General features: G+C 50.7%; 22 protein-coding genes, 1 tRNA gene and 1 rRNA gene. 4 read left to right on the top strand and 20 right to left on the bottom strand.

Annotated features, from left to right (window positions below; genetic code table 11):
- Positions 1-143: 143 nt before the first annotated feature.
- Both WC359_01355 and WC359_01350 read left to right on the top strand, forming a co-directional pair.
- On the top strand, positions 144-1373 hold the full coding sequence (locus WC359_01355; protein ID MFA5399078.1) for a cation:proton antiporter: 1230 nt from the start codon (positions 144-146) through the stop codon (positions 1371-1373).
- A gap of 148 nt (positions 1374-1521) precedes the next feature.
- Positions 1522-2175 (top strand): cytidylate kinase-like family protein, encoded by a 654-nt coding sequence (locus WC359_01350; GenBank protein MFA5399077.1) that lies wholly within the window; start codon positions 1522-1524, stop codon positions 2173-2175.
- Positions 2176-2383: 208 nt separating this feature from the next.
- Here the strand turns inward: WC359_01350 and WC359_01345 are convergent, their stop codons facing one another.
- The 6 genes from WC359_01345 to guaA all read right to left on the bottom strand — a co-directional run bounded on the left by WC359_01345 (position 2384) and on the right by guaA (position 10829).
- The gene (locus tag WC359_01345; protein MFA5399076.1) at positions 2384-3919 is read right to left on the bottom strand and encodes a hypothetical protein; all 1536 of its coding nucleotides are present in this window, start codon (positions 3917-3919) and stop codon (positions 2384-2386) included.
- A gap of 693 nt (positions 3920-4612) precedes the next feature.
- Entirely contained in the window at positions 4613-4855 is a 243-nt protein-coding gene (locus WC359_01340) for a CopG family transcriptional regulator (GenBank protein ID MFA5399075.1), read from the bottom strand.
- A 174-nt stretch (positions 4856-5029) separates the two neighbouring features.
- Positions 5030-5104, bottom strand: a tRNA-Met gene (locus WC359_01335).
- A 46-nt stretch (positions 5105-5150) separates the two neighbouring features.
- Positions 5151-8095 (bottom strand): 23S ribosomal RNA (locus WC359_01330).
- A 331-nt stretch (positions 8096-8426) separates the two neighbouring features.
- The gene (locus WC359_01325) at positions 8427-9221 is read right to left on the bottom strand and encodes a metallophosphoesterase (GenBank protein MFA5399074.1); all 795 of its coding nucleotides are present in this window, start codon (positions 9219-9221) and stop codon (positions 8427-8429) included.
- A 21-nt stretch (positions 9222-9242) separates the two neighbouring features.
- On the bottom strand, positions 9243-10829 hold the full coding sequence (gene guaA / locus WC359_01320) for a glutamine-hydrolyzing GMP synthase (GenBank protein MFA5399073.1): 1587 nt from the start codon (positions 10827-10829) through the stop codon (positions 9243-9245).
- 193 nt (positions 10830-11022) lie between these two features.
- On the opposite strand from guaA, the gene WC359_01315 reads away from it, so the two are divergent.
- Positions 11023-11649 (top strand): L-threonylcarbamoyladenylate synthase, encoded by a 627-nt coding sequence (locus WC359_01315; GenBank protein MFA5399072.1) that lies wholly within the window; start codon positions 11023-11025, stop codon positions 11647-11649.
- Here the strand turns inward: WC359_01315 and arsD are convergent.
- The 14 genes from arsD to WC359_01245 form a co-directional block, all read right to left on the bottom strand.
- Positions 11646-12125: an arsenite efflux transporter metallochaperone ArsD gene (arsD, locus tag WC359_01310; protein MFA5399071.1), complete on the bottom strand. Its 480-nt coding sequence runs from the start codon at positions 12123-12125 to the stop codon at positions 11646-11648. The genes WC359_01315 and arsD overlap by 4 nt on opposite strands.
- A 146-nt stretch (positions 12126-12271) precedes the next feature.
- Complete coding sequence (locus WC359_01305; GenBank protein ID MFA5399070.1) at positions 12272-12973, bottom strand: cytochrome c biogenesis protein CcdA; 702 nt, start codon at positions 12971-12973, stop codon at positions 12272-12274.
- A gap of 19 nt (positions 12974-12992) precedes the next feature.
- A complete protein-coding gene (locus tag WC359_01300) occupies positions 12993-13550 on the bottom strand; it encodes a hypothetical protein (protein MFA5399069.1) in 558 nt (185 codons plus the stop codon).
- Between the two features lie 46 nt (positions 13551-13596).
- Positions 13597-13926, bottom strand: a complete 330-nt coding sequence (locus tag WC359_01295; GenBank protein ID MFA5399068.1) for a metalloregulator ArsR/SmtB family transcription factor — start codon at positions 13924-13926, stop codon at positions 13597-13599.
- Between the two features lie 88 nt (positions 13927-14014).
- Positions 14015-14659, bottom strand: coding sequence for a PKD domain-containing protein (locus WC359_01290; protein MFA5399067.1), 645 nt, complete (start codon positions 14657-14659; stop codon positions 14015-14017).
- A 38-nt stretch (positions 14660-14697) separates the two neighbouring features.
- A complete protein-coding gene (locus WC359_01285) occupies positions 14698-15141 on the bottom strand; it encodes a thioredoxin fold domain-containing protein (GenBank protein MFA5399066.1) in 444 nt (147 codons plus the stop codon).
- Entirely contained in the window at positions 15141-15845 is a 705-nt protein-coding gene (locus WC359_01280; GenBank protein MFA5399065.1) for a PKD domain-containing protein, read from the bottom strand. The genes WC359_01285 and WC359_01280 overlap by 1 nt, the downstream gene beginning before the upstream one ends.
- Before the next feature lie 10 nt (positions 15846-15855).
- Positions 15856-16542, bottom strand: coding sequence for a hypothetical protein (locus tag WC359_01275; GenBank protein MFA5399064.1), 687 nt, complete (start codon positions 16540-16542; stop codon positions 15856-15858).
- Between the two features lie 60 nt (positions 16543-16602).
- Entirely contained in the window at positions 16603-17322 is a 720-nt protein-coding gene (locus WC359_01270) for an aromatic aminobenezylarsenical efflux permease ArsG family transporter (GenBank protein MFA5399063.1), read from the bottom strand.
- Entirely contained in the window at positions 17322-17906 is a 585-nt protein-coding gene (locus tag WC359_01265) for a nitrophenyl compound nitroreductase subunit ArsF family protein (GenBank protein MFA5399062.1), read from the bottom strand. Before WC359_01265 ends, WC359_01270 begins: the two co-directional genes overlap by 1 nt.
- Positions 17907-18033: 127 nt before the next feature.
- Positions 18034-18285, bottom strand: coding sequence for a thioredoxin family protein (locus WC359_01260; protein ID MFA5399061.1), 252 nt, complete (start codon positions 18283-18285; stop codon positions 18034-18036).
- Positions 18286-18302: 17 nt separating this feature from the next.
- Complete coding sequence (locus WC359_01255; GenBank protein MFA5399060.1) at positions 18303-19340, bottom strand: permease; 1038 nt, start codon at positions 19338-19340, stop codon at positions 18303-18305.
- 70 nt (positions 19341-19410) lie between these two features.
- Positions 19411-20478 carry an ACR3 family arsenite efflux transporter gene (gene arsB / locus WC359_01250; protein MFA5399059.1) on the bottom strand — a complete coding sequence of 356 codons (1068 nt, stop codon included), beginning with the start codon at positions 20476-20478 and terminating at the stop codon, positions 19411-19413.
- A gap of 34 nt (positions 20479-20512) precedes the next feature.
- Positions 20513-20866, bottom strand: a complete 354-nt coding sequence (locus WC359_01245) for a metalloregulator ArsR/SmtB family transcription factor (protein MFA5399058.1) — start codon at positions 20864-20866, stop codon at positions 20513-20515.
- A 241-nt stretch (positions 20867-21107) separates the two neighbouring features.
- Between WC359_01245 and WC359_01240 the strand changes: the two genes are divergently transcribed.
- A complete protein-coding gene (locus WC359_01240) occupies positions 21108-24629 on the top strand; it encodes a PAS domain S-box protein (GenBank protein ID MFA5399057.1) in 3522 nt (1173 codons plus the stop codon).
- The last annotated feature ends 5 nt before the right edge of the window (positions 24630-24634 follow it).

The raw sequence follows: 24634 nt of genomic DNA, 5'->3' as shown, positions 1-24634 counted from the left end.
ATCAACAGCATTCCACAATCATCACTTCTATTACACATCAGCGTAAGGATAATTCAGCAATAGATTCCGTTCAATTAGACACTCTAAATTCGTCTAATGTATATTATTTGTGCAGGAGTCCGAAAGAAGCGGAGAAAAGACTGTTGGAGACAGCACAATCGATACTAGCTTCCACAGAATTTCAGATGAGCCTGCTATTGCTGATGGCTTTAGCTGGCTATCTGATCGCATACTGGATAAACCAGTCCGCCGTGGTGGGAATAATTTTCGTTGGCATACTATTGGGCCCGAGTTGCATCGGATTGCTCACCCCTACTGAGTTCGTTGTAAATATGGCGCATTTAGGCGCTGTTGTACTGCTTTTTACCATAGGATTAGAATTCGGATTCAAACAGATAGCCCATTTCAAGTACCTATTAATAGCAATCTTTGGAGTTATCGTACCCTGGCTTGGCGGCTTCTTTTTAGCGCAGATGTTTGCATTTGATTACAGGGCTTCCATCTTCATCGGCACTTCGCTGACAGCCACAAGCATAGCCATTACATCCAATGTACTTAAAGAGATGGGAAAACTGCAGAGCGCAGCTGCCCGGGCAATAATTGGTGCTGCGGTAATAGATGATGTTCTGGTTCTGCTGGCTTTATCCGTATCAGAGGGATTTGTATCAGACACACTTTCGCTTACAACAATTTTGACAGCGCTTGCAAAGGCAATCGGATTTATTATCGCAAGTGTTTTGCTGGGCAGGTTTGTTTTTGCCAGAATTATGATCAGGCTGGATAAGACCGGAGTAGCTGAAAAGTATCCTGAAGCTATCTTCCTCTTTACTATCATGGTAGCCTTTCTTTATGCCATGTTGGCCGAATTGGCAGGATTATCCGCCATAATAGGTTCGTTTTTTGCCGGCGTCTCCTTCGCCGGGATCAGGCTCAGACATGAACAGGTATTCAGGGAAGGGGCGGAGTACCTTAGAATTATCTTCGCATCTATCTTCTTCATCTCCCTGGGCGTTTTAATGGATGTTCACGTAATTACTCTGGAGTTTCTGCTGTTCCTGCTATCCTTAACCGTGGTGGCAATTCTGACGAAGGTCATAGGTTGTGGCACCACAGCGAAACTGTCAGGCATGAATATGAAAGATTCTCTGATCGTCGGTTTTGGTATGGCGCCCAGGGGAGAGGTCACAATGGTCGTAGCACTGATAGCGTTGAATGGAACCATGATATTCCAGAATACATATTCAGCAGTGGTGTTAATGAGTCTGCTGACAACAGTCATAACTCCAATCGTATTAAAGAACTGGTTATTCAAAGAGCGGCGTACTCCTCAAGTGAAGGCCGGAACTAATCTCAAGCAACCTGGTAAGGAATGAGAATGGTAATTGCATGGGCAGTTCTGGTAGAGTTGTGTTTTGTAAGTAATCCGGGGTTATTTATTTTAAAGGATAGGGGTTAAAGTTGGGAATAGACCGGGTTAAATGAGACGCCGGGTATCCCGACGCTAATCAAGGAGGTGGCCAAATGCCGTTAGTAACGATAAGAGGACAAATGGGAAGTGGAGCGCCTGAAATAGGGAAACTCGCTGCCGCTCTACTCAAAGTTGACTATGTTGACCGGGAAATAATCGCAGAAGTAGCTGCAGCAATTAATCGAAGCGATATTGAAATCATGGCTAAAGAGAGGCCATCCACCAACCTCCTGGAACGTATCGGAGAAGCATTAGCACAGAGTGCGATAAGGAGGGGTGTGGCCAGCGCATATCTATCTACTTCTGCAATGCCTCTGGATGATAAACGTTACTTAAAAGGACTGACTTCTGTTATTAGAGAATTGGCTAAAACCCAGCGTATTGTTATCCGCGGGCGAGGCAGCCAGTTTATTCTAAAGGACTACCCACGGGCACTTCACGTTTTTGTTATCGCACCGCTAAAAATGCGAGTGACTCGCGTAATGACCGACCTGAAGCTGGACGAAAAAGAGGCGAAAAAAGAGATAGTAAACTCTGACAGCAGCCGCCGGGAGTTTACCAGAAGCTATTTTCACGCCGAGCTGGAAGATCCGGTACTATATGATTTAGTCATTAATACGAAGAATCTCAACTTTAAGGCCGCTGCTTCAATCATTGCCAATGCTCTCCGTAATAAGGAAGGGCGCAAGAATCCTGCGAGGAGATAGTTTCAATGACCCTGACCCTCCCGGAACCAGGCCAATTGCTCTTAGATTCTCCCAATAATTGAAATTTATCATTCGTTGAAATAGAAAAGCCGCTCTGATATCAGGCCGGCTTTTTATACTCATGGTAGCGGGGGGCAGGTCAATGCATGATCACATTTCCTATAATATCTTTATAGTAAAGTTAACACCCCGGCTGAACTCCCGATACTCAATCCTTGTCCATGATAGCGACTACGCCACCGAGCACTCCCACGTACCCGGTCCCGTCGGGACCCAGATGCAACCCAGACCAGACACTATCGTAGTTGTAGCCGGTGCCCACCAGCACCTTGTAGACCGTTTTTCCGGTTTCGAAGTCAATTGCGGTGAAATACCAGGGATCAAATAGGTCCGACCGCGCATCCTTGGTGTACGTATAGACCAACCCGTTCTGCAGCGACAGTTTGGAGGCAACGTTGGGAATGATCTCCTTGCTCGTCCACACTATACGACAGGTACCATTTGGGTCGATATCGATGCGCGTCAGCCCGGGCTCGGTCGTCTTGCCCTGAATGACGGCTGGCGGCCCGAGATACCCGTAGTTGTTCCCGACTACGAGCGACTTCTCCGTGCCGATCAGCGAACACTCTGCAGCGCCCTTGCCAGGCTCGAAGACCGGTATTTCGCAGACCTTGCGCGGGCCATCCACATGGGAGGCGCGCAGGTAGACTACCACGTGCAACTGGTCGGCATTATCGGTAATGGCGATGAAATCTTGCCCCATCGGCGTTGGTGTGGTGCCCGAACCGTAGCTGTACTGTCCAGGTTTGGGTCTGCTCAAGTCGCCGTATTGATATTCCTCGCGCCAGGTAATAGCAGGATGCCCGCTCGTATCCGCATCTAAGCGATACAGAGCGTGGTCTGAGACAGCATAGACGCCGCCCGTCTCATCCAACGCTATGGAGTTCCAAATCCTTTCGCCCTCGAATTGCAGGCTAGCCACCTCCTTGTTGTTCAGGTTGATGGTACCCACCACCCCATTCCTGGTAGTGAACCACAGCCGCCCTGAAAAGTCCGGCAAGGCCGAATTGATTACGTCATCCTCATGTACCAGGGGGGTGAGGTCATAGACCTCTTGCCGGATGAAGCGAGGCCGGTTCTGGCCATCGTCCACCGACACTATCCAGATCATTCGATCGGCCGTCGGGAATACGACACGGTCCTTCTCATCAAGGTAAAAGTAGGCGCCGGCCGGAAGATCTCCGAGTTTCACGGGTTTGGCTGGGAGGTTCAGATAAGCCAGAGGCGCCAGCGTGGCCGGGTCAAGGAGCCAGAGACCCGCTGCGCCTGTCGTGGCTACGCTTACGGTGATTAGCCGTCCGGCCTTGTCGGAAGCCAGACTTCCACAGAAAGCACCCAGATAACTCGAAAGTACCTGCGTGTCCTGGCCGAGCGGTCCGCCCCATTCGTAGGTATCGCTCATGTACGCATCATCGTGAGTACAACTCCTGCCGTTTGCTGCCATGAACGGGTTCTGGGGGATCTGAAGCGCTCTGATGGATATAGGCTCTGCCGGACTTCCAATGAATCCAGGCGCCGGTATGGCAACGCTCGCAGGATACTCAGCAGGAATAGCAAGTGCCGGGATCAGCGCCCCGCTCTCGATGGGCGGAGGTTGTGCGCAGGCTGGAACAATCATTACTATGACAAGGAGTATAAGCCCTGCCACCGCCAGTGCAAAATGCCCTCTCTTTCCATCGTTCATAGTACTCCTTTCCAGCTTCGCATACCTATTCTGGCTATGTTGTAACGAACCGGAACAGACATTCACTCAGGAGAAAGAAATATAAAACCTGTGATCCCCTGTCAAAGACATACTCTTGTAGTCCAACCACCCACCTTTAATATACTACTTCTCAAGTTATGCACACAAGTTTTGGTCCCAGCTACAACGTTAGTTTTGCAGATCATAGGTATCCTGAAAGAAGCAGACGTCGGACATGCATAACGAGATACGCAAACAGGTGGTGGAGGTAATAGACAACGGCAGTGTCCAGGTGAGGCGTCAGTTTATCAACGCCTGTGTCCGCCAAATAAAAATCGCCGGGAACTCAGTGACGATAAGTTTTAGCGTTAAAGAGTTTCCGGCGAGTATCACACTTCTGGTAGCGGGGGCAGGATTTGAACCTGCGACCTTCATCCGACTGACTCTCATAGTCCTTGATAGGTACCTTCACTGCGTACAGCTATCTTCAAAATGGTTACCAGGTGAGCTTTGTCATCCACAGCATATACTACTCTGTAATGCCGCACTCTCAAACGCCATAGAGCTGTCGCACGCAGTTTCTTACAGCCAGATGGCCTTGGATTATTCTTCAGTAAGTCGATCGTCAGCGCGATTTCCGACTGCGCCTCTTTGGGAAAGGATAATATCTGTTTCCGGGCCCTACGGACGATCTCAATCCTGTAGGCCAAGATGTTCCTTCTTGAAGGTTGCCCAATCCATGGCATGCCCTTTTTCCTGTAGAGCCTTCAGGCCATCTTTGATATCTTCTTCATCTTCCAGGTGTTGGTAGACAAGCTCCCGAATAACGCCGGCAATTGAGGTCCTCCGCTTAAACGCCATAAAGCGCAAGGCTTCATATTCTTCGGGGCGCAGGCTTATGGTTGTTCTCTTGAAGCTGTCTTTTACTCCAGCCATATATCACCTCTGCTTAAACTTATCATCAAAGCATCAGGATGTCAAATCATCACTGTTAAATTGGATTGAACGCTTTGTACTCGATCCTGGGGATTCATCATGCTCTTCAGTGATTTGTTAGCCATAACTAAAAAGCCCGTCTTAGCTAAGACGGGCTTTCATTTTTCTCGAATTTGGTAGCGGGGGCAGGATTTGAACCTGCGACCTTCGGGTTATGAGCCCGACGAGCTACCACTGCTCCACCCCGCGGCGTGAATAGCGATTGATGAAATAGGTTTTGTGCTCATTCTGGTATAGGTCAAAGACCTCGATCATTAGTACAGCTCAGCTCAACACATTACTGTGCTTACACATGCTGCCTATCAAGCAAGTGGTCTACTTGCGATCTTACCTGGTTAAACCAGTGGGAGATCTCATCTTGAGGTGGGCTTCACACTTAGATGCTTTCAGCGTTTATCCCATCCGGACATGGCTACCCAGCATTGCCGCTGGCGCGACAACTGACACACCAGAGGTCCGTCCCTCCCAATCCTCTCGTACTAGGGAGAGCTCCCCTCAAATCTCCAGCGCCCACAACGGATAGAGACCGACCTGTCTCACGACGGTCTGAACCCAGCTCGCGTGCCGCTTTAATGGGCGAACAGCCCAACCCTTGGGGCCTGCTTCAGTCCCAGGATGCGACGAGCCGACATCGAGGTGCCAAACCTTGCCGTCGATGTGAACTCTTGGGCAAGATAAGCCTGTTATCCCCGGGGTAGCTTTTATCCGTTAAGCCACGGCCCTTCCACGTGGAGCCGTAGGATCACTTTGCCCGACTTTCGTCCCTGCTCGACTTGTTGGTCTTACAGTCAAGCCCCCTTATGCCAATGCACTCAACGCACGATTTCCACCCGTGCTGAGGGGACCTTTGGGCGCCTCCGTTACCTTTTGGGAGGCAACCGCCCCAGTTAAACTACCCGCCTGGCACTGTCCCCGCCATTTCGGCAGGTTAGAACCAAAACCAAACAAGAGTGGTATTTCACCGTTGGCTCCGCCGAGGCTGACGCCCCGACATCACAGCCTCCCACCTATCCTACACAAGCTCAGCTCGAGTCCAATACCAGGGTATAGTAAAGCTCCCGGGGTCTTTTTGTCCAGTTGCGGGTAGAGGGCATCTTCACCCCCATTTCAATTTCACCGAGTCTCACGTTGAGACAGCGCTCAAGTCGTTACACCTTTCGTGCGGGTCGGAACTTACCCGACAAGGGACTTCGCTACCTTAGGACCGTTATAGTTACGGCCGCCGTTCACCGGGGCTTCGGTTCAAAGCTTCGGGTTACCCCTGACCTCTTTCCTTAACCTTCCGGCACTGGGCAGGTATCAGCCCCTATACCTCAGCTTTCGCTTTGGCAGAGACCTGTGTTTATGTTATACAGTCGCTTGAGCCGGTTTCGTGCCCCCGCTTGCGCGGGCCCCCTTCTTCCGAAGTTACGGGGTTAGATTGCCGAGTTCCTTAACGTGAGTTCTCTCGAACACCTTGGGATACTTACCCCCGTCTACCAGTGGCGGATTGCGGTACGGTCACCATAAATTCTCGCAACGAAGATTTTCTGGACAGTGTGAACTCGGTTGAGTCAACTCGGGTTGCCCCTCCTTTTCCCCCTCTCCTCAGCTTGACGCCGGAGTGGATTTTCCTGCCCCGGCACGCCTAGAATCAGGAACGCACCATGTCCGATGGGTACGCTCAACCTATCCTACTGTGTCCCTCCTTTGCTGATAACGAAAAAATGGTGGTGCAGGAATGTTGACCTGCTATCCATCGCCTACCCCCTTTGGGTTAAGCTTAGGGTCGACTAACCCTACGCGGATTAACCTTGCGTAGGAAACCTTAGACTTCCGGTGGACATGTTTTTCACATGCCTTTACGCTACTTATGCCTGCATACTCACTTGTCACTGCTCCACCCGGGTTTACACCCGAGCTTCACTGCGATAACAACGCTCCCCTACCATCGCTTGCGCGATCCATAGCTTCGGTGGCGAACTTGAGCCCCGTTAAATTATCGGCGCGACATCACTCGACCAGTGAGCTGTTACGCACTCTTTAAAGGGTGGCTGCTTCTGAGCCAACCTCCTGGCTGTTTTAGCGACATCACTTCCTTTACCACTTAGCTCGCTCTTAGGGACCTTAGCTGATGATCTGGGCTGTTTCCCTCTCGACCACGCGGCTTATCCCGCGCGGTCTCACTCCCAGGATTCGACTTACGGCATTTGGAGTTTGATTGAGTTTGGTAACCTCACGGCCCCTAGCTCATTCAGAGCTCTACCTCCGCAAGTTAATAACCTGAGGCTGCACCTAAATGCATTTCGGGGAGAACAAGCTATCTCCGAGTTCGTTTGGCATTTCACCCCTACCCACAGCTCATCCCAAAGCTTTGCCACGCTTACGGGTTCGTACCTCCACCCAAGGTTAGTTGGGTTTCACACTGGCCATGGGTAGCTCACACGGTTTCGTGTCTACTCCATGCGACCATAATTCGCCCTATTCAGACTCGCTTTCGCTTCGGCTCCATGATTAAAATCACTTAACCGGCCACATAGAGTAACTCGCAGGCTCATTCTTCAATAGGCACGCCATCACCCGGATAAATCCAGGCTTTGACTGCTTGTAGGCACAAGGTTTCAGGTTCTATTTCACTCCCCTCAACGGGGTACTTTTCACCTTTCCCTCACGGTACTGGTTCACTATCGGTCGTTAACAGTATTTAGCCTTGGAGCGTGGTCACCCCAGATTCCCACAGGATTTCTCGTGTCCCGTGGTACTTAAGAATGCAACCAGAGCTTTCTGCTTTTAATCTACGGGACTATCACCCTCTGTGGTGGCCCTTTCCAGGGACCTTTGACTAAGTAGAAAGTTTTTTACTCTGCGATAGCTCTTGAGCACTATCCGCTGCACCTTGCAACTCCCCGTCGACATAAGACTCAAGTCCACTAAGTCGGCGTGGTTTAGGCTATTCCCCTTTCGTTCGCCACTACTCCGGGAATCTCATTCGATTTCTTTTCCTCAGGGTACTAAGATGTTTCAGTTCCCCTGGTATCCTCTCATATAGAGTACCTGGCTTTTGGCCAGGTGGGTTGCCCCATTAGGGAATCCCCGGCTTAAGATAGCTGGACATCTCACCGGGGCTTTTCGCAGTCGAGCCGCGCCCGTCATCGGCTGTTAACGCCAAGGCATCCGCCCTGTGCCCTTATTATCTTTGACCTACAACAGCATGAACACAAGACCTTGCGGCCTGTATCCCTGCTAAAAATTTGCAACTAGAACACTAGACACCATTCATCAATACACTATTCGGTTGTTAAAGAACAAAACAGCCTGGTGTACTCACCAAGCTGTCAGAGTATACACCAAAAATCTGCTCAAATCAACTATCGTTAATTTTCCGCATGCCGTATTAGTATATTTTGATACCTTTTCTTTGTCAAATCAATCTGTTACACGGGCGCACCTGAAGGTACGCCCCTACGGGATTTGATGCAGGGGCGGATTTTTAAATCCGCCCGCATCTTCGGGCGCAGCTAAAGCAACGCCCCTACAGCTCTATTATTTTATGGCCGCCCGACCCCAGGTTATATACCTGCGATGCCCCCAGCCTCCGATAGCCCTCGGCTTCGTGTATATGCCCACAGATAACATAATCCGGCTGCATAGTCCTGATGTATTCCAGTACGATCCTGCTGCCGGCGTGCCTGCCCACCCAGGACGGCGGTATGACATTGGAGTTAACCTGATCCAGCACTCCATAGGGCGGCACGTGCGTTAACAGAATATCCAGCTTCCCGAACCGGCCCAGCACCCGGCCGGCATTCTGTGTTTGCTTCAAAGCCTTATCTTTGATCCCGGGTATACTGTCCAGCTCGAACTCCTGCGCCCAGCTTATATCGGTAAAAAACTTTAAACCGCCTATCCTCACCCCACGGAAAACCGCCAGCCGGTTATCGATCAGACGCAAATTCTTTATCTTAAGTAGGTCCTGGTACAGGTAAGGCAATTCGGTGCGGAAGGTATGCGCAAATTTCCTGGTATCGTAGTTGGATAAATCGGCGTTCCCGCGCACGATATAAACGGGACAGAATTCCGCTATATAGCCGGCCAGCTTGAGCGCCGTCCTGTGCGACTGGATAAACGCCTCCCTGAAGCCACCAGCGTAGGCTGCTATCTGCTCCGGACCCGGCCGTTTGATGCTGATGAACTCGTAGGCCTGTTTGCGCAGGTTGTCCGTCTGACCCAGGTCGCCCGTCAGCAGGGCCAGATCCATTTTCTCCAGCGGAATGCTGCGGATTCTCTCCAGGTTGCCGTGGGGATCGCCGATGGCCGCAATCTTCATATCACAGCGTCAGTAACCGGCCTACTCCCACTCGATAGTGGAGGGAGGTTTGCTGGTGATGTCGTAGACCACCCTGTTCACGCCGGGCACCTCATTCACGATACGGTTGGATATGGTGGCGAGCAAGTTATAAGGAAGCCTGGCCCAGTCGGCCGTCATGGCGTCCTGGCTGGTCACAGCCCTAACAGCCACCAGATAGCCGTAGGTGCGGAAATCGCCCATCACACCCACGCTGCGCAGGTCGGTGAGTATGGCAAAAGTCTGCCACATCTGCCGGTACAGCTTGGCTTTCTTGATCTCGTTCATCACGATCCAGTCCGCCCCGCGCAGTATATCCAGCCTCTCGCGCGTGACCTCCCCGATAATGCGTATGGCCAGTCCCGGCCCCGGGAAGGGCTGCCGCCAGACCATGTCCTCCGGCAGCCCGAGCTCAAGTCCCACGTTGCGCACCTCATCCTTGAAGAGATATCTAAGCGGCTCGATCAGGGTTAGCGCCATCTTGGATGGAAGCCCGCCCACGTTGTGGTGGGTCTTGATTTTAACCGCCGCTTTAGTCTCTGGCGTTGCGCTCTCGATTACATCGGGATAGAGCGTGCCCTGCGTCAGGAAATCGATCTTGCCCAGCTTCCGCGCCTCGCTCTCGAATACCTTGATGAATTCCCTGCCGATATTTTTCCTTTTCTGCTCCGGGTCAATGACCCCCTTCAGATTCTCCAGGAAAAGGTCGGTGGCATCGACAAAGACCACATTCATCCTGAGGTTCTTGCGAAAAGTTTCCAGCGCTCTCTCCGGCTCCTCCCGCCGCAGCAGGCCGTTGTTGACAAAGATACACGTGAGCTGGTCGCCTATGGCGGCATGCACCAGCTTGGCCGCCACCGCCGAATCAACGCCGCCGGACAGGGCGCAGATGACTCTGCCGGACCCAACCTGCTCTTTGATGGCCGCGATGCTCTCCTGGATAAAATTGCCCGGCGTCCACGTACCCCGGCAGCCGCAGACGTTGTAGAGGAAGTTCCTGATAATCTGTTTGCCCTGCGGAGTATGCGCCACCTCCGGATGGAACTGCAGTCCGAAAATCCTGGCGCCGTCGCTGATGACGGCGTTGGGCGAGTTCTCGGTATATGCGCTGGACTTAAATCCGGGTGGCATCTCCATGATTTCGTCGCCGTGGCTCATCCAGACAGTCAGCGATTCTTCGAGGTCGATGAAAAGCGGTGATTTATCATCGCTTAGATGCAGCACAGCCTGCCCGTACTCGTGTTTGGCGCCGGGGGCAACCGTCCCGCCAAGCTGGTGCGTCAGGGCCTGCATGCCGTAGCAGATGCCCAGCACCGGCAGACGGCTTTCATATATCCCCATGGGTGTTAATGGAGCGTTCTTGTCATATACGCTGGACGGCCCGCCTGAGAGTATAAAGCCGCGCGGGTGGATGGACATGATTTTTTCCAGGGGGGTATCGTAGGGAAAGATCTCGCAGTAAACGTTACATTCCCTGACGCGGCGCGCGATCAGGTGGCTGTACTGGGAACCGAAGTCGATGATGGTTATGGCCTCGCGTGCGCCATGAGGTATTTCTCCAGGCTTGGGCGAAGCCTGTACCCCTTGCATCTCTTTGGCGATCTCGAGATAAGTGGAGACCTCGATATCGTCGCTGGTGGCTACGCGATGGCTGGCCGCCTTGTCTTTTGCCCCGCTCATTTGCAAAAGTATATCACAGGACAGCTATGCTGTGTACCCGCATCGATGTTTAAGCGGCAGGCCGGTTTAATGTACAATTTCGCTGTACAGGGATGAAAGTCATATGTCTGAAATAAATGATCTCCCCGCTGATATTCTGGAACAGGTGAAGAAGTGCGCTGCCGTACTGCGGTCGGGCGGAATAGCCGCATACCCCACCGACACGGTCTACGGCCTGGGCGCAGACATCTACGATGACAAGGCCGTAGCGAAGGTTTTTGCAGTCAAGCGACGCCCTCTTAACCTTCCCCTGCCGGTGTTGATATGCGACCTGTCGCAACTCAAAGAAATGACCGCAGATGTTCCACCATCAGCCGCGAGACTGATAACCGCCTTCTGGCCGGGCGCGCTCACCCTGGTATTCAATAAGGCGACGAACTTTAACAGCGCAGTCCTGGCCGGGGAAGGCAAAATCGCAGTCCGCATGCCGGACCATGCCGTAACGCTGCGCCTGATTAAAGAGGCAGGTTGCCCTATCGTGGGCACCAGCGCTAATCTGCACAATCACAATGCACCACTGACGGCCGCGCAGATCATGGATCAATTGGGCGCTGCGGTAGATTTCATCCTGGATGGCGGTCCGTGCCCGGGAGGTACGGAGTCAACCATAGTCGACATTACAGGAAATAACCCGATCTTCCTTCGTAAAGGCGCAATCCTTGAAAAAGATATCTTGAATTTATTACATTAGCAGCACTTGCCCCGGGTATTGATGTCAGTATTATTCTTATAGCTCGGACCGCAACTTATATCGCAGGAGTTCTGCGGGGCACAGCAGCCTTGATTGCCAGTTGTTTCTTGTCCGGAACAACAAACTTCACTGCCAGGTGTTACTGAAGCTGATGCTGACAATTCTGTATTGCCGTCCTCCATATACTTTTTAAATTCATCAATACTTGGATAACTACCCACCTTAACAACCTTCCCATTCCAGGTAGTAATCGGCAGCGCTTTGATCTGGCGTTCCTGCATAAGCTTGGTAATCTCAGGGTTTTCCCTGAATTTCTTCGGGTTTCCTGTGATGCTGTAGCGCTCGACCTTGGCACCCAAATCCTTTAGTTTATCAAGAGCATCTTGCAGTTTAATCAAGGATTCATCCGGACTGGGACCGCATACACCACTGGAACAGCACATGTCCGATTCGTAAATAATAATTTTTGTATTCACCAGATTTCCCCTTATCAAAACTCGTTATTTACATTTATTCAACTTCTATGGGCAAGCACCAATATAAACAGGCTTGCCAGTGCCACTGTTGCTTTGTTCATATTAGTCTTCCTCCCATAGCTTCATCTTATTTAAGACTGAACTGATCAGAGTGTAAACAGCAGCCAGAATCCGGCAGCGATCAGTATTACACCCGATGCTATACGGATCGGTCCCGCAATTTTATTGGATATTATTGAGAGTCTGCCGACACCTACACCCAGTATTAGGGCAACCATGGGAAGGCTGTAACCAATGGCAAACACGGCAAGTATCAGGGCACCCCACCCGGGCTGGCCTTTTAACATCGATAGGCCGAGGACGATGGGAAGCAGCACGGGTCCACAGCAGCCCATTGTGAACGCTGTGCTTGCTGCTCCCACACCCAGGCCAAATATCGAAGCGCCCAGTAATCCCCCGGGCAGTTTACTATTTGAAAGGTTAATTGAGGGCAGTTTAAAGGGAAGGATATTCAGAGCCGCAAAACCAAAGAATATCACGACTATGGCTATCAATATCTTGCCGTACAGGCCGAATGTGCTGCTTGCAGCCTGGCCAAGGTATCCGATCAGCAAACCGGCCACGGATAGAGCCAGTACCGTTCCCAGCATAAAGAATCCGGCTAACACAAAAATGTCCCTTTTGTATTGACCCTCACGCGAGCCGGCATAACCGATGACGGCTGCGATTATGGGAGCACTACAGGCAAGACATGCTAAAGCCGTTATCAGACCGAATAAAAATCCCGCAGGCAGTACCAATACGCCAAATTCAGGCGCCGAAAAAACCTGTTTTATCCACTCTTCCATATTAGTATCACGTAGTCCCTTATTTGGGGCAGCAACCTGAATTGCCGGGTATACAAGTCTGTTGCACCGTAAGATAAGCTTGCAGTAACTTTGTCTCAGTTATATCACCACTGATGATGGCCCCATTGCCCGTGGAAGCAAATAATAAAACCGTCGGGAATTTCGAGATTTTCAACCTATCGGCCGTAATCTGGAACTCAGGGTCCTGGGCACTTAACGTATATACGTCAACTACAGAGCCATCACCCCTGATCTTATCGATGGTACCGGCAACAGTTTGATCGACCGTTTTCGTAGCATCAGCGCTGCCTGGCAGAATAACAAAGATAAACTCACTGTTAATAAACTTCTGACTTACAGTTTTTACCCAGTTTAATTCACTGATACCTGTTGAAGTTTGCTCATTTTTTGCCATTGCTGCAGGTGTGGATGCTGCATCGGATGATACGTTGGTGCCAGCATTGCGAATGACCAGGGTATATGTAATTGCGCCAGCAATCATAAGTAAACCCAGGGCGCACAGGCCAATTTTCCACCACTTCATGCGATTATGATTGGCCTTTGATTCATTATCCATTACAAATCTCCTTTTCTAGACAATTCGAATTTTCCAGGTAATTTTTTCAGCCGGGATTTGTTTGCTGTAGAAATTTCTCCAAAGCAGCGTATATATCGGGATCAACCCAGCATTCAATACGCTGCCCCCGCCTCTTCATCTTGATCAAACCAGCGCGCTTAAGCTCCTTGAGGTGGTGCGAGACCGTCGGAGCAGACACACCCAGGTCTTTGCCCAGCATACCGACGCATTCGCAGATTTGTCCATCCAAATTCCAAGTATCATCGTCAACACTGCAACTGGCCAGTCGCATGAAAATCTTTAATCTGGTTACGTTAGACAACGCTTTAAAAATATCTGCGTATTGCTGAAGGTCCAGAGTTATAGATTTAGACATTTTTCTAATTATATAAGCATTAAAAACTTGCTGTCAAATAGGGATAGCTGTGAATTAAATGCGCCTTTTAATCGGCTGGCCTTGCGTTCTAATTCCTCGGGCAGCAAAACACGTCGAACATCACGCGACCCTCCACTGCATTGTCCTGTTCATCCCTGACGGTAACGTCGACTGTATATTCCTGCGTGAGAGGCGGCGCCGTCCAAAAAACAGTGGACCAGGTTTTTTCGTCAGCATTCGCCCCTTTCAGCCTACCTCCACCGGCAGACCATTCATACCTCAATTTCTTACCAGCCGCATCTTTGACATCGCAGATAATTTTAGTCGCGGTACCAACTTTGACAGTTCTATTCTCAGTGACAATTTCGGAAGAATCAAAAGACATCTTTAACGTTACAGACGGCGCCGTAGTGCCATCAGCATTGGTCAACACACGTACAGATACTGTCTGTCGAGCCTCACCACCTTTGCTATCGGATACTTTGACTGAAACAATGTAAGTACCCATGGTATCTGGTGAAACCCATGTCATTCTCGCTCCACTACCTATTATTTTACCGTCAGCGGTTGACCACTCATAATTAAGGCTGTCGCCGTCGGGATCGCTGGCTTCACAGACCAATTCATTCTCAGCTAAAGCCCAAACATCGTTAGTGCATGTAACCGATTCTATAATCGGGGAGTTGTTGGGAGCTTCACAGGATGTTTTAAAAGAGTTGCATCCCGATAACATCAACACTGTTAGGACAATGAAAGCAATTAATCTTGTCCTCAATTAATCCCCGCCTTGATTAATTCCACAATTATATCCTCTTCAGGCCAGAATCCCGCATGCCTGACAAGTTCGTGCTCGCTGCCATCGAATAATATCTGCACAGGTATGGCATTAATTTTATACCTGTCCATCAGGTCCCTGTGGTTGTATGCTTCCACGATTACAAAGTTTAGCTTTCCACGATATTTGTACTCGAGACTTCCAAGAACAATTTTCATCTTCTTGCATGGTTCACAGTCGCGCCAGCCAAAGTCGACCAATGTGGGTTTACCGTTTTTCAGCACCTGGTCAAGTGGAATCTCAGTCAGATCTTTCTCAATGAATAAATCCGTAAATGCCGAACATCCCGTGCTGACGCATATAGGAACTGTACATGCCAGTAATATCAATACTTGGAACATAACTTTTAGATTGTGCGTCATGTCCTCGTAATCCATCATCAGTTTCCGCAGCAGAAGACGTTGATGTTCACCTCTCCCTTGGCTTCTTGACCCCGGGCATTTCTTACTGTAACCATGATCTTATAGTCTCCACGGATACCGGGCGCTTTCCACCTAATTTTATTAGCTTCACTTGTTTCCAAACCTTTGTCTTTAATCTCGCCTCCGGTGGCAGACCATATATAGGTAAGATTACTGCTATCAGCATTTTCCACTATGCAGAGAATGTCGGTCGTCATCCAGATCCGGACGCGCTGTTTATCGACTATGACCGGCTCAGCCTCTCCCAGCTTCAACCTGACCTCCACTATCGGAGTGGCCGTCCCGTCCGCGTTGGTAACAACCCTGATGCTGATGTTCTCAGTTGCTACACCACCTTTGCCATCGCTGACAACCAGCGTTATCGGGTAAGTTCCCATCCTGTCCGGCGGCATCCAGGTCACATTCGGTCCGCTGCCGGATATTTTCCCTGCCTCTGCCTGCCACTGGTATGTAAGATTGTCGCTGTCTGCATCCTTTGCCAGACACTCGATCTGCACATCCATCGTGGCAAAGGCATCTGCTGCATAATTTATACTTTCAATGACCGGAGACTGGTTCGGCTGCTTGATCATGGGAGCAGGGGGAGCACAAGCCGGCTGCGGCACAAATGCGACTGTTACAAAAATAGCGATCAGCAAACCTGCCGGATTTAATTGTTTCATAACATGCATCTCATTTATCTCCAGTTATTTCTTTGCCACAACAGAATACGCCAATTCTCACCTTTCCTTTAGCTTCGACACCCTGTTGAGTATCGATAACGGTTACGTTGACGGTACAATCACTTTGTGCGCCGGGTGCGATCCAGCTTATTCTGTTCCCTGTACTGTCTTGGCCGCTCATCTCCTGTATTTTCCCGCAATCTGTAGACCATTCATATATCAAATCGCCTTCTCCGGCATTTTCAACGGAACATACTATATTTGAGGTTGTCCAGATTCCCACGCGCTGATTCTCAATTGATACGGTGTTGTTATCACCCAATATTAATTTGATCTCTATGTTCGGTGCAACAGTACCATCCGCGTTCGTAACAACCATAATATATATTTTCTCTTTAACCTCTCCACCCCTGCCATCCGTAACGACAAGATTAATAGGATAATTCTGCATACGGCCTGGCGGCGTCCATATCACACTTCGGCCTTCGCCTGTAATATTGCCTTCCTTTGATTCCCACAAATACATCAGGCTGTCGCCGTCAATGTCACTGGCAATGCATTCAATCTTAACCGGCCTGTTATGATACGTAGTTTTATCATAATTTAGCTTTTCAATAGTGGGCGCATGATTTCGCCGGTTGCCTGTGTTATCAGCCGAAGCACAGGATAGCTGCACTGCGATCGCCAGTACAACCAATATAAGCGAGTATCTTCCTATATGATTAAACTGACGCACAATGTACTCTCCTTGTGACAATCATCCGGCTGCGAATAATGAGCTCAACCAGGGCAGCATGTAGTATATTCCTATTCCGATGAAAATAATGGCGACGGCAATCCGCATTATCTTCTCGCCGCGAGAGATGGCTTCGACCCACTTTGAGATACCGGCTACCCCGAAAGAGAGCAGCAGGCCGAAAAGCAGCACCGGCAAGCCCGTTCCAATAGCGAAAAAGGCCGGCAGTGCAATGCCGCCGGCAGACTTAAAGGCCAGCGGAATCAAAACGGCAAAAAACAGCACGGCGCTATAAGGACAGAATGCCAGGGCGAACAGCGCGCCCAGCGGAAGACCCCCGATTATACCCCACTCTGCAACCTTGCTGCCCATACTGGACAGGTTGTTGCCGGCCCCGCCAAAAGAGATCCTGTCAATGAACAGCATCAATACGCCTATCGCTATCATAAAAGGCCCCAGAAACTTTTCGCCGATATCCTGTAGAAACAGGGAAACCTCAGGTATGCTCAGGCCAAGAAAGATAATGACTGCGCCAAGCACAGTATATGTCAGCATCCTTCCCAGCGTGTACAATGACGCTGTAGCTATGGCGTATTTGCGGTTGGTCAGATTACGGCTGACATAGGCCAGGGCTGCGATATTGGTGGCCATGGTACACGGTCCGACTGTGGCCATCAGCCCGAGTAAAAAAGCCGATAAAGCAGGTATACTCGTATTTGCCGACAAGGTCGATAGATCCATCAGGAAACCTCTTCGAGGCTTTGTTCGATAATGATCCTCACCTTGCGTTCAAATTGCTTTGGGTCGCTCGGGCACTTCCAGCTCCAGATACTCTGAATATCCTCGATGTTGTCGATTCCATTTACTATTACGTTGATAAACAGCTGCGAACCAACTGCTCTATATTTTCTGGCGATATCAACATTTTCCTCTTTCTGTATGTTCAATACGCGATATGTCAGTTTTCCACTGTCTATCGCATCCTGGAAATATGTGTCAATTACATAGTTAATGTGTTGTTCAAAACACAGGCATGTCACACAGCGCTGATTAACATGAAAATATATGACGTCGACCCGGCTGGGCGGGGATAACTGCGGTTGTTCTGCAACAGTGGTGGCATTATCCGTAACTGACGCCCCGGATACCGGATTCTCCCCGGCCTGAGGTTGGGAAACAGGCTGGTCAGCAGGTTCGGCCACGTCTTGTGCCGGGGTCTGACCGGCAGGCGGAGCGGGATTTACGGTCGGTGCCGAACAAGCGCCCAGAAATATGGTCCCCACAAGTAATAATGGTATGACTGTGAGCTTAATAGAGTTCAGCATGTCAGGTGATGTTCCTCCTTGAATGTACAGGCGATCGCATAATATGTTCCTGATAAATTTTCACGTAAAAGTGTAGATTACTAATGTGAATTTTGTGTGAAGACCTGAAGATAATCCGCATTCCGGGTTAACCTTCGTCATTAAGGGCATCCCTTATATAGCGCTCGACCTCAGCTTTGGACGGAACCTTGCCGCTCATGACCACCTTGCCATTGATCACCAGGCCGGGCGTCATCAATATGGGATACTGCATGATCTGCTTCATGTCCTTGACTTCCTCGACCTTTATGTCAAGTTTCAGTGAGGCCACAACGTCCTTCACCGTCTTCTCCAGGCTCTGGCACCTGGCGCAGCCCGGTCCAAGAACTTTAATTTCCATGAATTTTTCCTCCTGCATTATTGATCTATCAGTCCGAATATGTATCCGGTAATGGTGGCCATGATAACCACGAGCGTTACATAGGTCAACGTCTTCTTCCAGCCCATGATTTTGCCCAGCGCCAGCATGCTGGGCAGCGACAGCGCGGGGCCTGCCAGCAGCAGCGCCAGCGCCGGTCCCTTGCCCATGCCCATATCGAGGAAGGCCTTGATGATTGGCACCTCCGTCAGAGTTGCGAAGTACATAAGGGCGCCGAAAAGCGATGCGACCAAGTTGCCGAGTATGGTGTTGCCGCCGACCAATCCTGCCACCGCAGAGGGCGGTATGATCGCCTTAAGGATGCCTGCAATGAAAACGCCGACTAACAGCCAGGGCACGATCAGAACCAGGAAACGCCAGGTCTCCTTCATCCAGAGCTTGAACTCATCCATCGTAAACCATCGCCACAGCACGATCACGAGCGCCGCAAACAGCACGGCGAGTATGATCCACTGTGCAGCGGACGCCGCCAGCAGGATGCCCACCAGGATGGCGAAGAATATAATTACCTGCCACCAGGGCTTCCCCTTCTCGGCGTCGGATAACGTGTCAAAACGCCCGTCGCTCTTGGACTTCTCCTCTTTTCGGAAGATATACGCCATTATGAAGCCTATGATGACCGAGAAAAATACGGCGCCGACCACGCGCGCCAAACCGATATCCCAGCCCAGCAGCCTGGCCGAGTATGTGATGGCCAGAATGTTGATGGCCGGACCCGAATAAAGAAAAGCGATGGCCGGGCCAAGGCCCGCGCCGGCAATATAAATTCCACTGAAAAGCGGCAACACGGTGCACGAGCAGACAGCCAGTATGGTCCCCGAGACCGCCCCGACCCCGTAGGCGACCCATTTATTGGCTTTGGGCCCGAAATACTTCAGCACCGAAGCCTGGGATACGAAAACAGAGATGGCGCCGGCGATGAAAAGCGCCGGGATCAAGCATGTTAAAACATGTAGAGACAGGTAGTCGAGCAGGGTATCCCAGCCCGATTGCAGTAACATCAAAATAAAGTCCATTTATTTCCTTTCCTTTAACATCAGCGAGCAGCATTCAATACAGATTGATCAGGTTGCTTGTTTCTTGTGCTCAAGCAGGCGCCGCCCGGTCGAAAAATTTGCGTTTGAAATACAACGACACGTTTACCAGGCCTATTAAGACGGGAACCTCCACCAGGGGACCTATCACGGCGGCGAAGGCCTGCCCGGATCCGATGCCGAAGACGGCCACCGACACGGCGATAGCCAGCTCGAAATTATTGCTGGCAGCGGTGAACGCGATCGTAGCTGTCTTCTGATAGTTGGCGCCTATCTTCTTTCCCATATAGAAGGATACCAGGAACATGACAACGAAATAGATGAGCAGCGGCAGGGCGATGCGCAGCACGTCCAGCGGCAACTCGATTATAATCTGGCCTTTCAAAGAGAACATTACCACGATGGTAAACAGCAACGCCGCCAGCGTAACCGGGCTGACAGTGGGAATAAATTTGGTATCATACCACTCACGGCCTTTGGCCTTTATTAATATAAGTCTTGTCAGCATCCCGGCGAAAAACGGTATACCCAGGTAAATCAAAACGCTCTGCGCTATTTCCCAGATGGTTATACTAACGGATGATCCCTCAAGCCCGAACCAGCCGGGCAGCACGGTGATGAAAACATATGCATAGACCGAATAAAACAGTATCTGAAAAATGGAGTTGAAGGCCACCAGGCCGGCGGCATATTCATTATCCCCGCCGCAAAGCTCATTCCACACGATCACCATGGCGATGCAGCGCGCCAGGCCCATCATTATCAGTCCAACCATGTAATCCGGGTAAGCATGCAGGAAAACAATGGCCAGTACAAACATCAGAACAGGACCTATCAGCCAGTTCTGCACCAGCGACAGTCCCAGTATCTTCCAGTCGCGAAAGACCATGTGCAGGTCCTCGTACTTGACCTTGGCCAGCGGCGGGTACATCATCAGGATCAATCCCACGGCAATGGGGATAGATGTTGTGCCGACCTGGAAAACGGAAATAAGGTCCGCCACATCCGGCATGAAGTAACCGAGGCCGACTCCGATCGCCATGGCCAGAAATATCCAGAGCGTGAGGAAACGATCAAGGACCGATAACTGCGGCCTGCTTTGCTGTTCAGTACACGACATCACTTTCTCCAAATATCGGTAGTATCTGTCTTTATCAAACTTTAGCCACGCAATCAGGCAACACGCGTTTTGCCTTCTTCAGATTGCGCAAATCCGACTCCGCCTGCTCATTGCCCTCCAGACCTTTGCGCACCGCTCTGATCAGCTCCTCCTCGTAAGTTTGCATGTTCTCCCAGTCGATTGAATACAGCGCGAACAGCCCCTGCCTGCGCATCTTGAGCAGACCGGCGTTATACAATGCTATCAAATGATGCGATGCGCGCGGCTGCGATATATCCAGCACCTGCATGATCTCACACACGCAACATTCACGCTGAAACAACATGTTGAGCATGCGCAGCCTGGTCTCGTCCGACAGCGACTTCAAAATCCTGACTAAATTCCGCATTTGTCTCACCGTAATCCTTTATAACTATATAATGATATTGTTATATAGTTTTTTTAATGGTAATGCAGCCACTTCACCCTGTCAAGTCCGTTTGCCGAACAGGACTATGCGATTTACTCTTGATGTCTGTTTTCCACAATCGCTCAAATTGACAGTCTTCATATGTGTCGCTAAACTTCAAAGTAGTGATGCCGGTTGACTTCGATTTTTATATAGACAGTTATTGAAATAGCAGGGGGTAATGGGCGATATGGGACAGCCTGACTCCAGAGCCAAACATATCGGCATATCGGTTGCCCTTTTTGCCGCCTGCGCCCTGATCTACTATTTCGGCCAACTGGTTGACTATTTCGGCTTGGATGCCCTGCGCTGGGAAATCTGGTACACGGTTCACGATCCCCACAGAATCCTCTTCCTGGTCCCCATTTTATACTGCACCTATTATTTCGGCCTGGCGGGCGCCCTGATATCCAATGTCGTCGCGCTGCTGATATTCCTCCCGCGCGCGCTTTTCATCTCTCCCTACCCTGATCCCATCCTGCGCATGATCATCTTCGCGGTTTCTTCAACTCTGTTGAGCACGGTATTGTCAATAATGTTCATATACAGGGATAAACGACGCAAACCAGGTGACCGCACTAAAACATCTGAGGGTAATTATTCATATACGCCTCTTACGCTCCTGCTGATATTTGTATTCCTGTCGATCGGCATCCTTGTCGCCGGACATTTTTTCTACAGCAGCTACGAAAGGAATTACAGGTCGCAGGTCGAATATCAACTTTCGGCTATTGCGGACCTGAAAGCCGGAGAGCTGATTCAATGGCGCAAAGAGCGTATCGGGGATGCCAACCTGCTCTTCAGGAATCCCGCTTTCTCCAACATCGTGCAGAGTTATCTGGAATACCCCGATGATGCGGTCTCCAAAGAGCTGCTGCGGTCATGGCTGTACCACTACCTGCAGATCGGACAGTACAAGAAACTGCTACTGCTTGATACTGACGGCAAGGTACGAATGAGTGTCCCTGATTCTACCGAGCCTGTCTCGCAGCATATACCTGAGGATGCTGCCGCAGCGCTGCGCTCAGGCAAGCTGACTGTCTCGGATCTCCATTTTCATGATGAATCTTCACAACCCCACATGATGGTACTCGTCCCTGTCTTCCAGGAAAAGGATGACAATGTGCCGCTGGGTGTCGTGGCCCTGCTTATCGACCCGCACCGCTATCTCTACCCGCTGATCAGCCGCTGGCCAACAACCACTGCTACGGCTGAGACGCTAATCGTCCGGCGTGATGGCGATGATGCGCTTTTTCTTAACGAGCTGAGGTATGATAAGGATGCTGCGCTTAAACTACGTATACCGTTGTCGCAAACGGAGGTGCCGGCCGTTAAAGCAGTTCTGGGCGATGAGGGTATTGTGGAGGGTAAAGACTACCGCGATGTAGATGTGATCGCAGACATCCGCTATATACCGGATTCTCCCTGGTTCATGATAGCGCGCATAGATACCTCGGAGGTGTACGAGCCTCTTTTGCAGATACTCTGGCTGGTCGTAGCCCTGGTCGGCGCGCTGTTGCTTGGCGCCGGCGCCGGTGTGGGACTGGTCTGGCGGCTGCAAAATATACGGGTTTATCAGGAGAAGGCCGAGATGGTGGATGCGCTTAAAATAAGCGAGGAGAGGCACAGGCTGATCATCGATCACAGCCTTGATATGATCTACACGCTGGATGCCGCGGGAGTATTTCTGTTCGTATCTCCTGCCTCAGAAAGGATTTTGGGATTCAAGCCCTCGGAAATGCAGGGCCGGGCCTTCCGCTCTTTCGTTCATCCCGATGACATGCCCATGGTCGAGCTCGCGCTGAATTATTTTATCGAGACCGGTCACTTTACCCCCGGACTGGAATATCGTGTCAGGCATGCCTCGGGTGAATGGCGCTGGCATACCACCAGCGGCAACAGAGTGCTGGATGATAACGGTTCATTTCGCTATTTCGTTGGCATCGCGCATGACACCACCGAGAGAAGAAACGTCTCCGAATCCCTCAGGACATTGAGCCTGCGCTACGGCGCCATGCTGGACGCTATACCGGACATCATTGCGGAAGTAGACGAAAATAAAGTGTATACATGGGCCAACCCGGCCGCCACCGACTTTTTCGGCGAGGACATGCTGGGAAAAGAGGCGAGCTACTACTTCGAAGGCGAGCAGGACACCTACGTTGCGGTAGATTCCCTTTTCAAGGGCGCTGAAAACGTTATCTACCTTGAAAGCTGGCAGAGGCGAAAGGATGGGGAGAAGAGACTGCTGGCATGGTGGTGCCGGGTGCTCAAGGATGAAAACAACAATGTAAAGGGCGCTTTATCTTCAGCGCGAGACATCACGGACGACCGGCTGGTAGAAAGGAGAATCCGGGAAAGCGAGGCCTTGTATCGCACACTTATCGAGACTTCGCCTGACGCCATAGGGCTGATGGACATGAACGGAACGATCGTTATGAACAACAAACAGGCCCTGGAGGTTTTCGGCTTTGAGCCGACGGAGGATTTGAAGGGCAGGAATGTGATGGACCTGGTGGCGCCTGGAAACTCCGAAATGATAATAGAGAACCTGGAAAAGCTTCGTAAGGAGACAGTGGTCAGAAACCAGGAATTCACCAGCTATAAAAAAGACGGCAGCAAGTTTTACCTGGAGATCAGTTCTTCCATGCTGGTGGATGAAAAAGGCAACCCTGAATCGATTCTGACGGTGTTTAAAGACATCACCGAGCGCAAGAAATTGGAGAAGGCATTAGAGGACGAGGTACTAAGACGGCGCATCCTGGTTGAGCAGTCCAGGGACGGGATCGTCATACTCGATCAGAACGGCAAGGTATATGAGTCGAACAAACAGTTTGCCGCCATGCTTGGATACTCTCCCGAGGAAATGCATCAACTCTACGTATTTGATTGGGAATTTCAATTCCCGCAGGAAAAAACGCTTGAAATGATCCGCTCCGTGGATGAGGCAGGCGATCATTTTGAAACCAGGCACCGCCGCAAGGACGGCACGATCTATGATGTTGAGATCAGCACCAACGCCGCCGTCATAGAAGGCCAAAAGCTTATTTTCTGCGTTTGCCGGGATATTACCGAACGTAAACTGTCTGAGGAGAAGCTGCTCAAAAGCTATGAATCCACCAAGAAAACGCTGAACGACGCCATCAATGCCATGGTTAAAATCGTGGAGACCAGAGATCCCTATACTGCGGGCCACCAGCAGAATGTGGCCGACCTGGCGACCGCCATCGCCAGAGAGATGAAGCTGGACGATATACGGATCGATAGGCTCAGGACAGCAGCGGTCATACATGACATAGGCAAAATGTATATCCCTTCCGATATACTCAGCAAGCCGGGAAAACTGTCGGAAATAGAATACAATCTGATCAAGACCCATCCACACTACGGGTACGAGATTGTCAAGGACATGGATTTCCACTGCTCTGTCGCGCAGGCTATTCTTCAGCATCACGAGAGGCTGGACGGATCAGGCTACCCCGGCGGCATCAAGGGCGATGAGATAATCCTGGAAGCGAAGATACTGGTGGTCGCGGACGTCGTTGAAGCCATGGCCGCAGACCGTCCCTACCGTCCTGCCCAGGGCCTGAACAAGGCGCTTGAAGAGATATCGATAAACAAGGGTAAATTATACGACCCCGCTGTGGCGGACGCCTGTCAGGAGCTTTTTAAAAGTGGAAGGTTTTCTTTTAAACCCCTATGACGGGA

Source organism: Dehalococcoidia bacterium (assembly GCA_041653995.1).
Classification (GTDB): domain Bacteria; phylum Chloroflexota; class Dehalococcoidia; order GIF9; family UBA5629; genus CAIMUM01.
This window is presented reverse-complemented; position numbering and strand designations above follow the sequence as displayed.

Bases quoted from the DNA above. Each gene is read 5' to 3' on its own strand.
- WC359_01280 (MFA5399065.1), bottom strand. From the start codon at position 15,845: ATGAAACAATTAAATCCGGCAGGTTTGCTGATCGCTATTTTTGTAACA.
- WC359_01240 (MFA5399057.1), top strand. From the start codon at position 21,108: ATGGGCGATATGGGACAGCCTGACTCCAGAGCCAAACATATCGGCATA.
- arsB (MFA5399059.1), bottom strand. From the start codon at position 20,478: ATGTCGTGTACTGAACAGCAAAGCAGGCCGCAGTTATCGGTCCTTGAT.
- WC359_01285 (MFA5399066.1), bottom strand. From the start codon at position 15,141: ATGATGGATTACGAGGACATGACGCACAATCTAAAAGTTATGTTCCAA.
- WC359_01345 (MFA5399076.1), bottom strand. From the start codon at position 3,919: ATGAACGATGGAAAGAGAGGGCATTTTGCACTGGCGGTGGCAGGGCTT.
- WC359_01350 (MFA5399077.1), top strand. From the start codon at position 1,522: ATGCCGTTAGTAACGATAAGAGGACAAATGGGAAGTGGAGCGCCTGAA.
- WC359_01295 (MFA5399068.1), bottom strand. From the start codon at position 13,926: ATGTCTAAATCTATAACTCTGGACCTTCAGCAATACGCAGATATTTTT.
- WC359_01290 (MFA5399067.1), bottom strand. From the start codon at position 14,659: ATGTTATCGGGATGCAACTCTTTTAAAACATCCTGTGAAGCTCCCAAC.
- WC359_01245 (MFA5399058.1), bottom strand. From the start codon at position 20,866: ATGCGGAATTTAGTCAGGATTTTGAAGTCGCTGTCGGACGAGACCAGG.
- WC359_01340 (MFA5399075.1), bottom strand. From the start codon at position 4,855: ATGGCTGGAGTAAAAGACAGCTTCAAGAGAACAACCATAAGCCTGCGC.
- WC359_01260 (MFA5399061.1), bottom strand. From the start codon at position 18,285: ATGGAAATTAAAGTTCTTGGACCGGGCTGCGCCAGGTGCCAGAGCCTG.
- WC359_01300 (MFA5399069.1), bottom strand. From the start codon at position 13,550: ATGGATAATGAATCAAAGGCCAATCATAATCGCATGAAGTGGTGGAAA.
- WC359_01255 (MFA5399060.1), bottom strand. From the start codon at position 19,340: ATGGACTTTATTTTGATGTTACTGCAATCGGGCTGGGATACCCTGCTC.
- WC359_01265 (MFA5399062.1), bottom strand. From the start codon at position 17,906: ATGCTGAACTCTATTAAGCTCACAGTCATACCATTATTACTTGTGGGG.
- WC359_01315 (MFA5399072.1), top strand. From the start codon at position 11,023: ATGTCTGAAATAAATGATCTCCCCGCTGATATTCTGGAACAGGTGAAG.
- WC359_01305 (MFA5399070.1), bottom strand. From the start codon at position 12,973: ATGGAAGAGTGGATAAAACAGGTTTTTTCGGCGCCTGAATTTGGCGTA.
- WC359_01270 (MFA5399063.1), bottom strand. From the start codon at position 17,322: ATGGATCTATCGACCTTGTCGGCAAATACGAGTATACCTGCTTTATCG.
- WC359_01325 (MFA5399074.1), bottom strand. From the start codon at position 9,221: ATGAAGATTGCGGCCATCGGCGATCCCCACGGCAACCTGGAGAGAATC.
- guaA (MFA5399073.1), bottom strand. From the start codon at position 10,829: ATGCAAGGGGTACAGGCTTCGCCCAAGCCTGGAGAAATACCTCATGGC.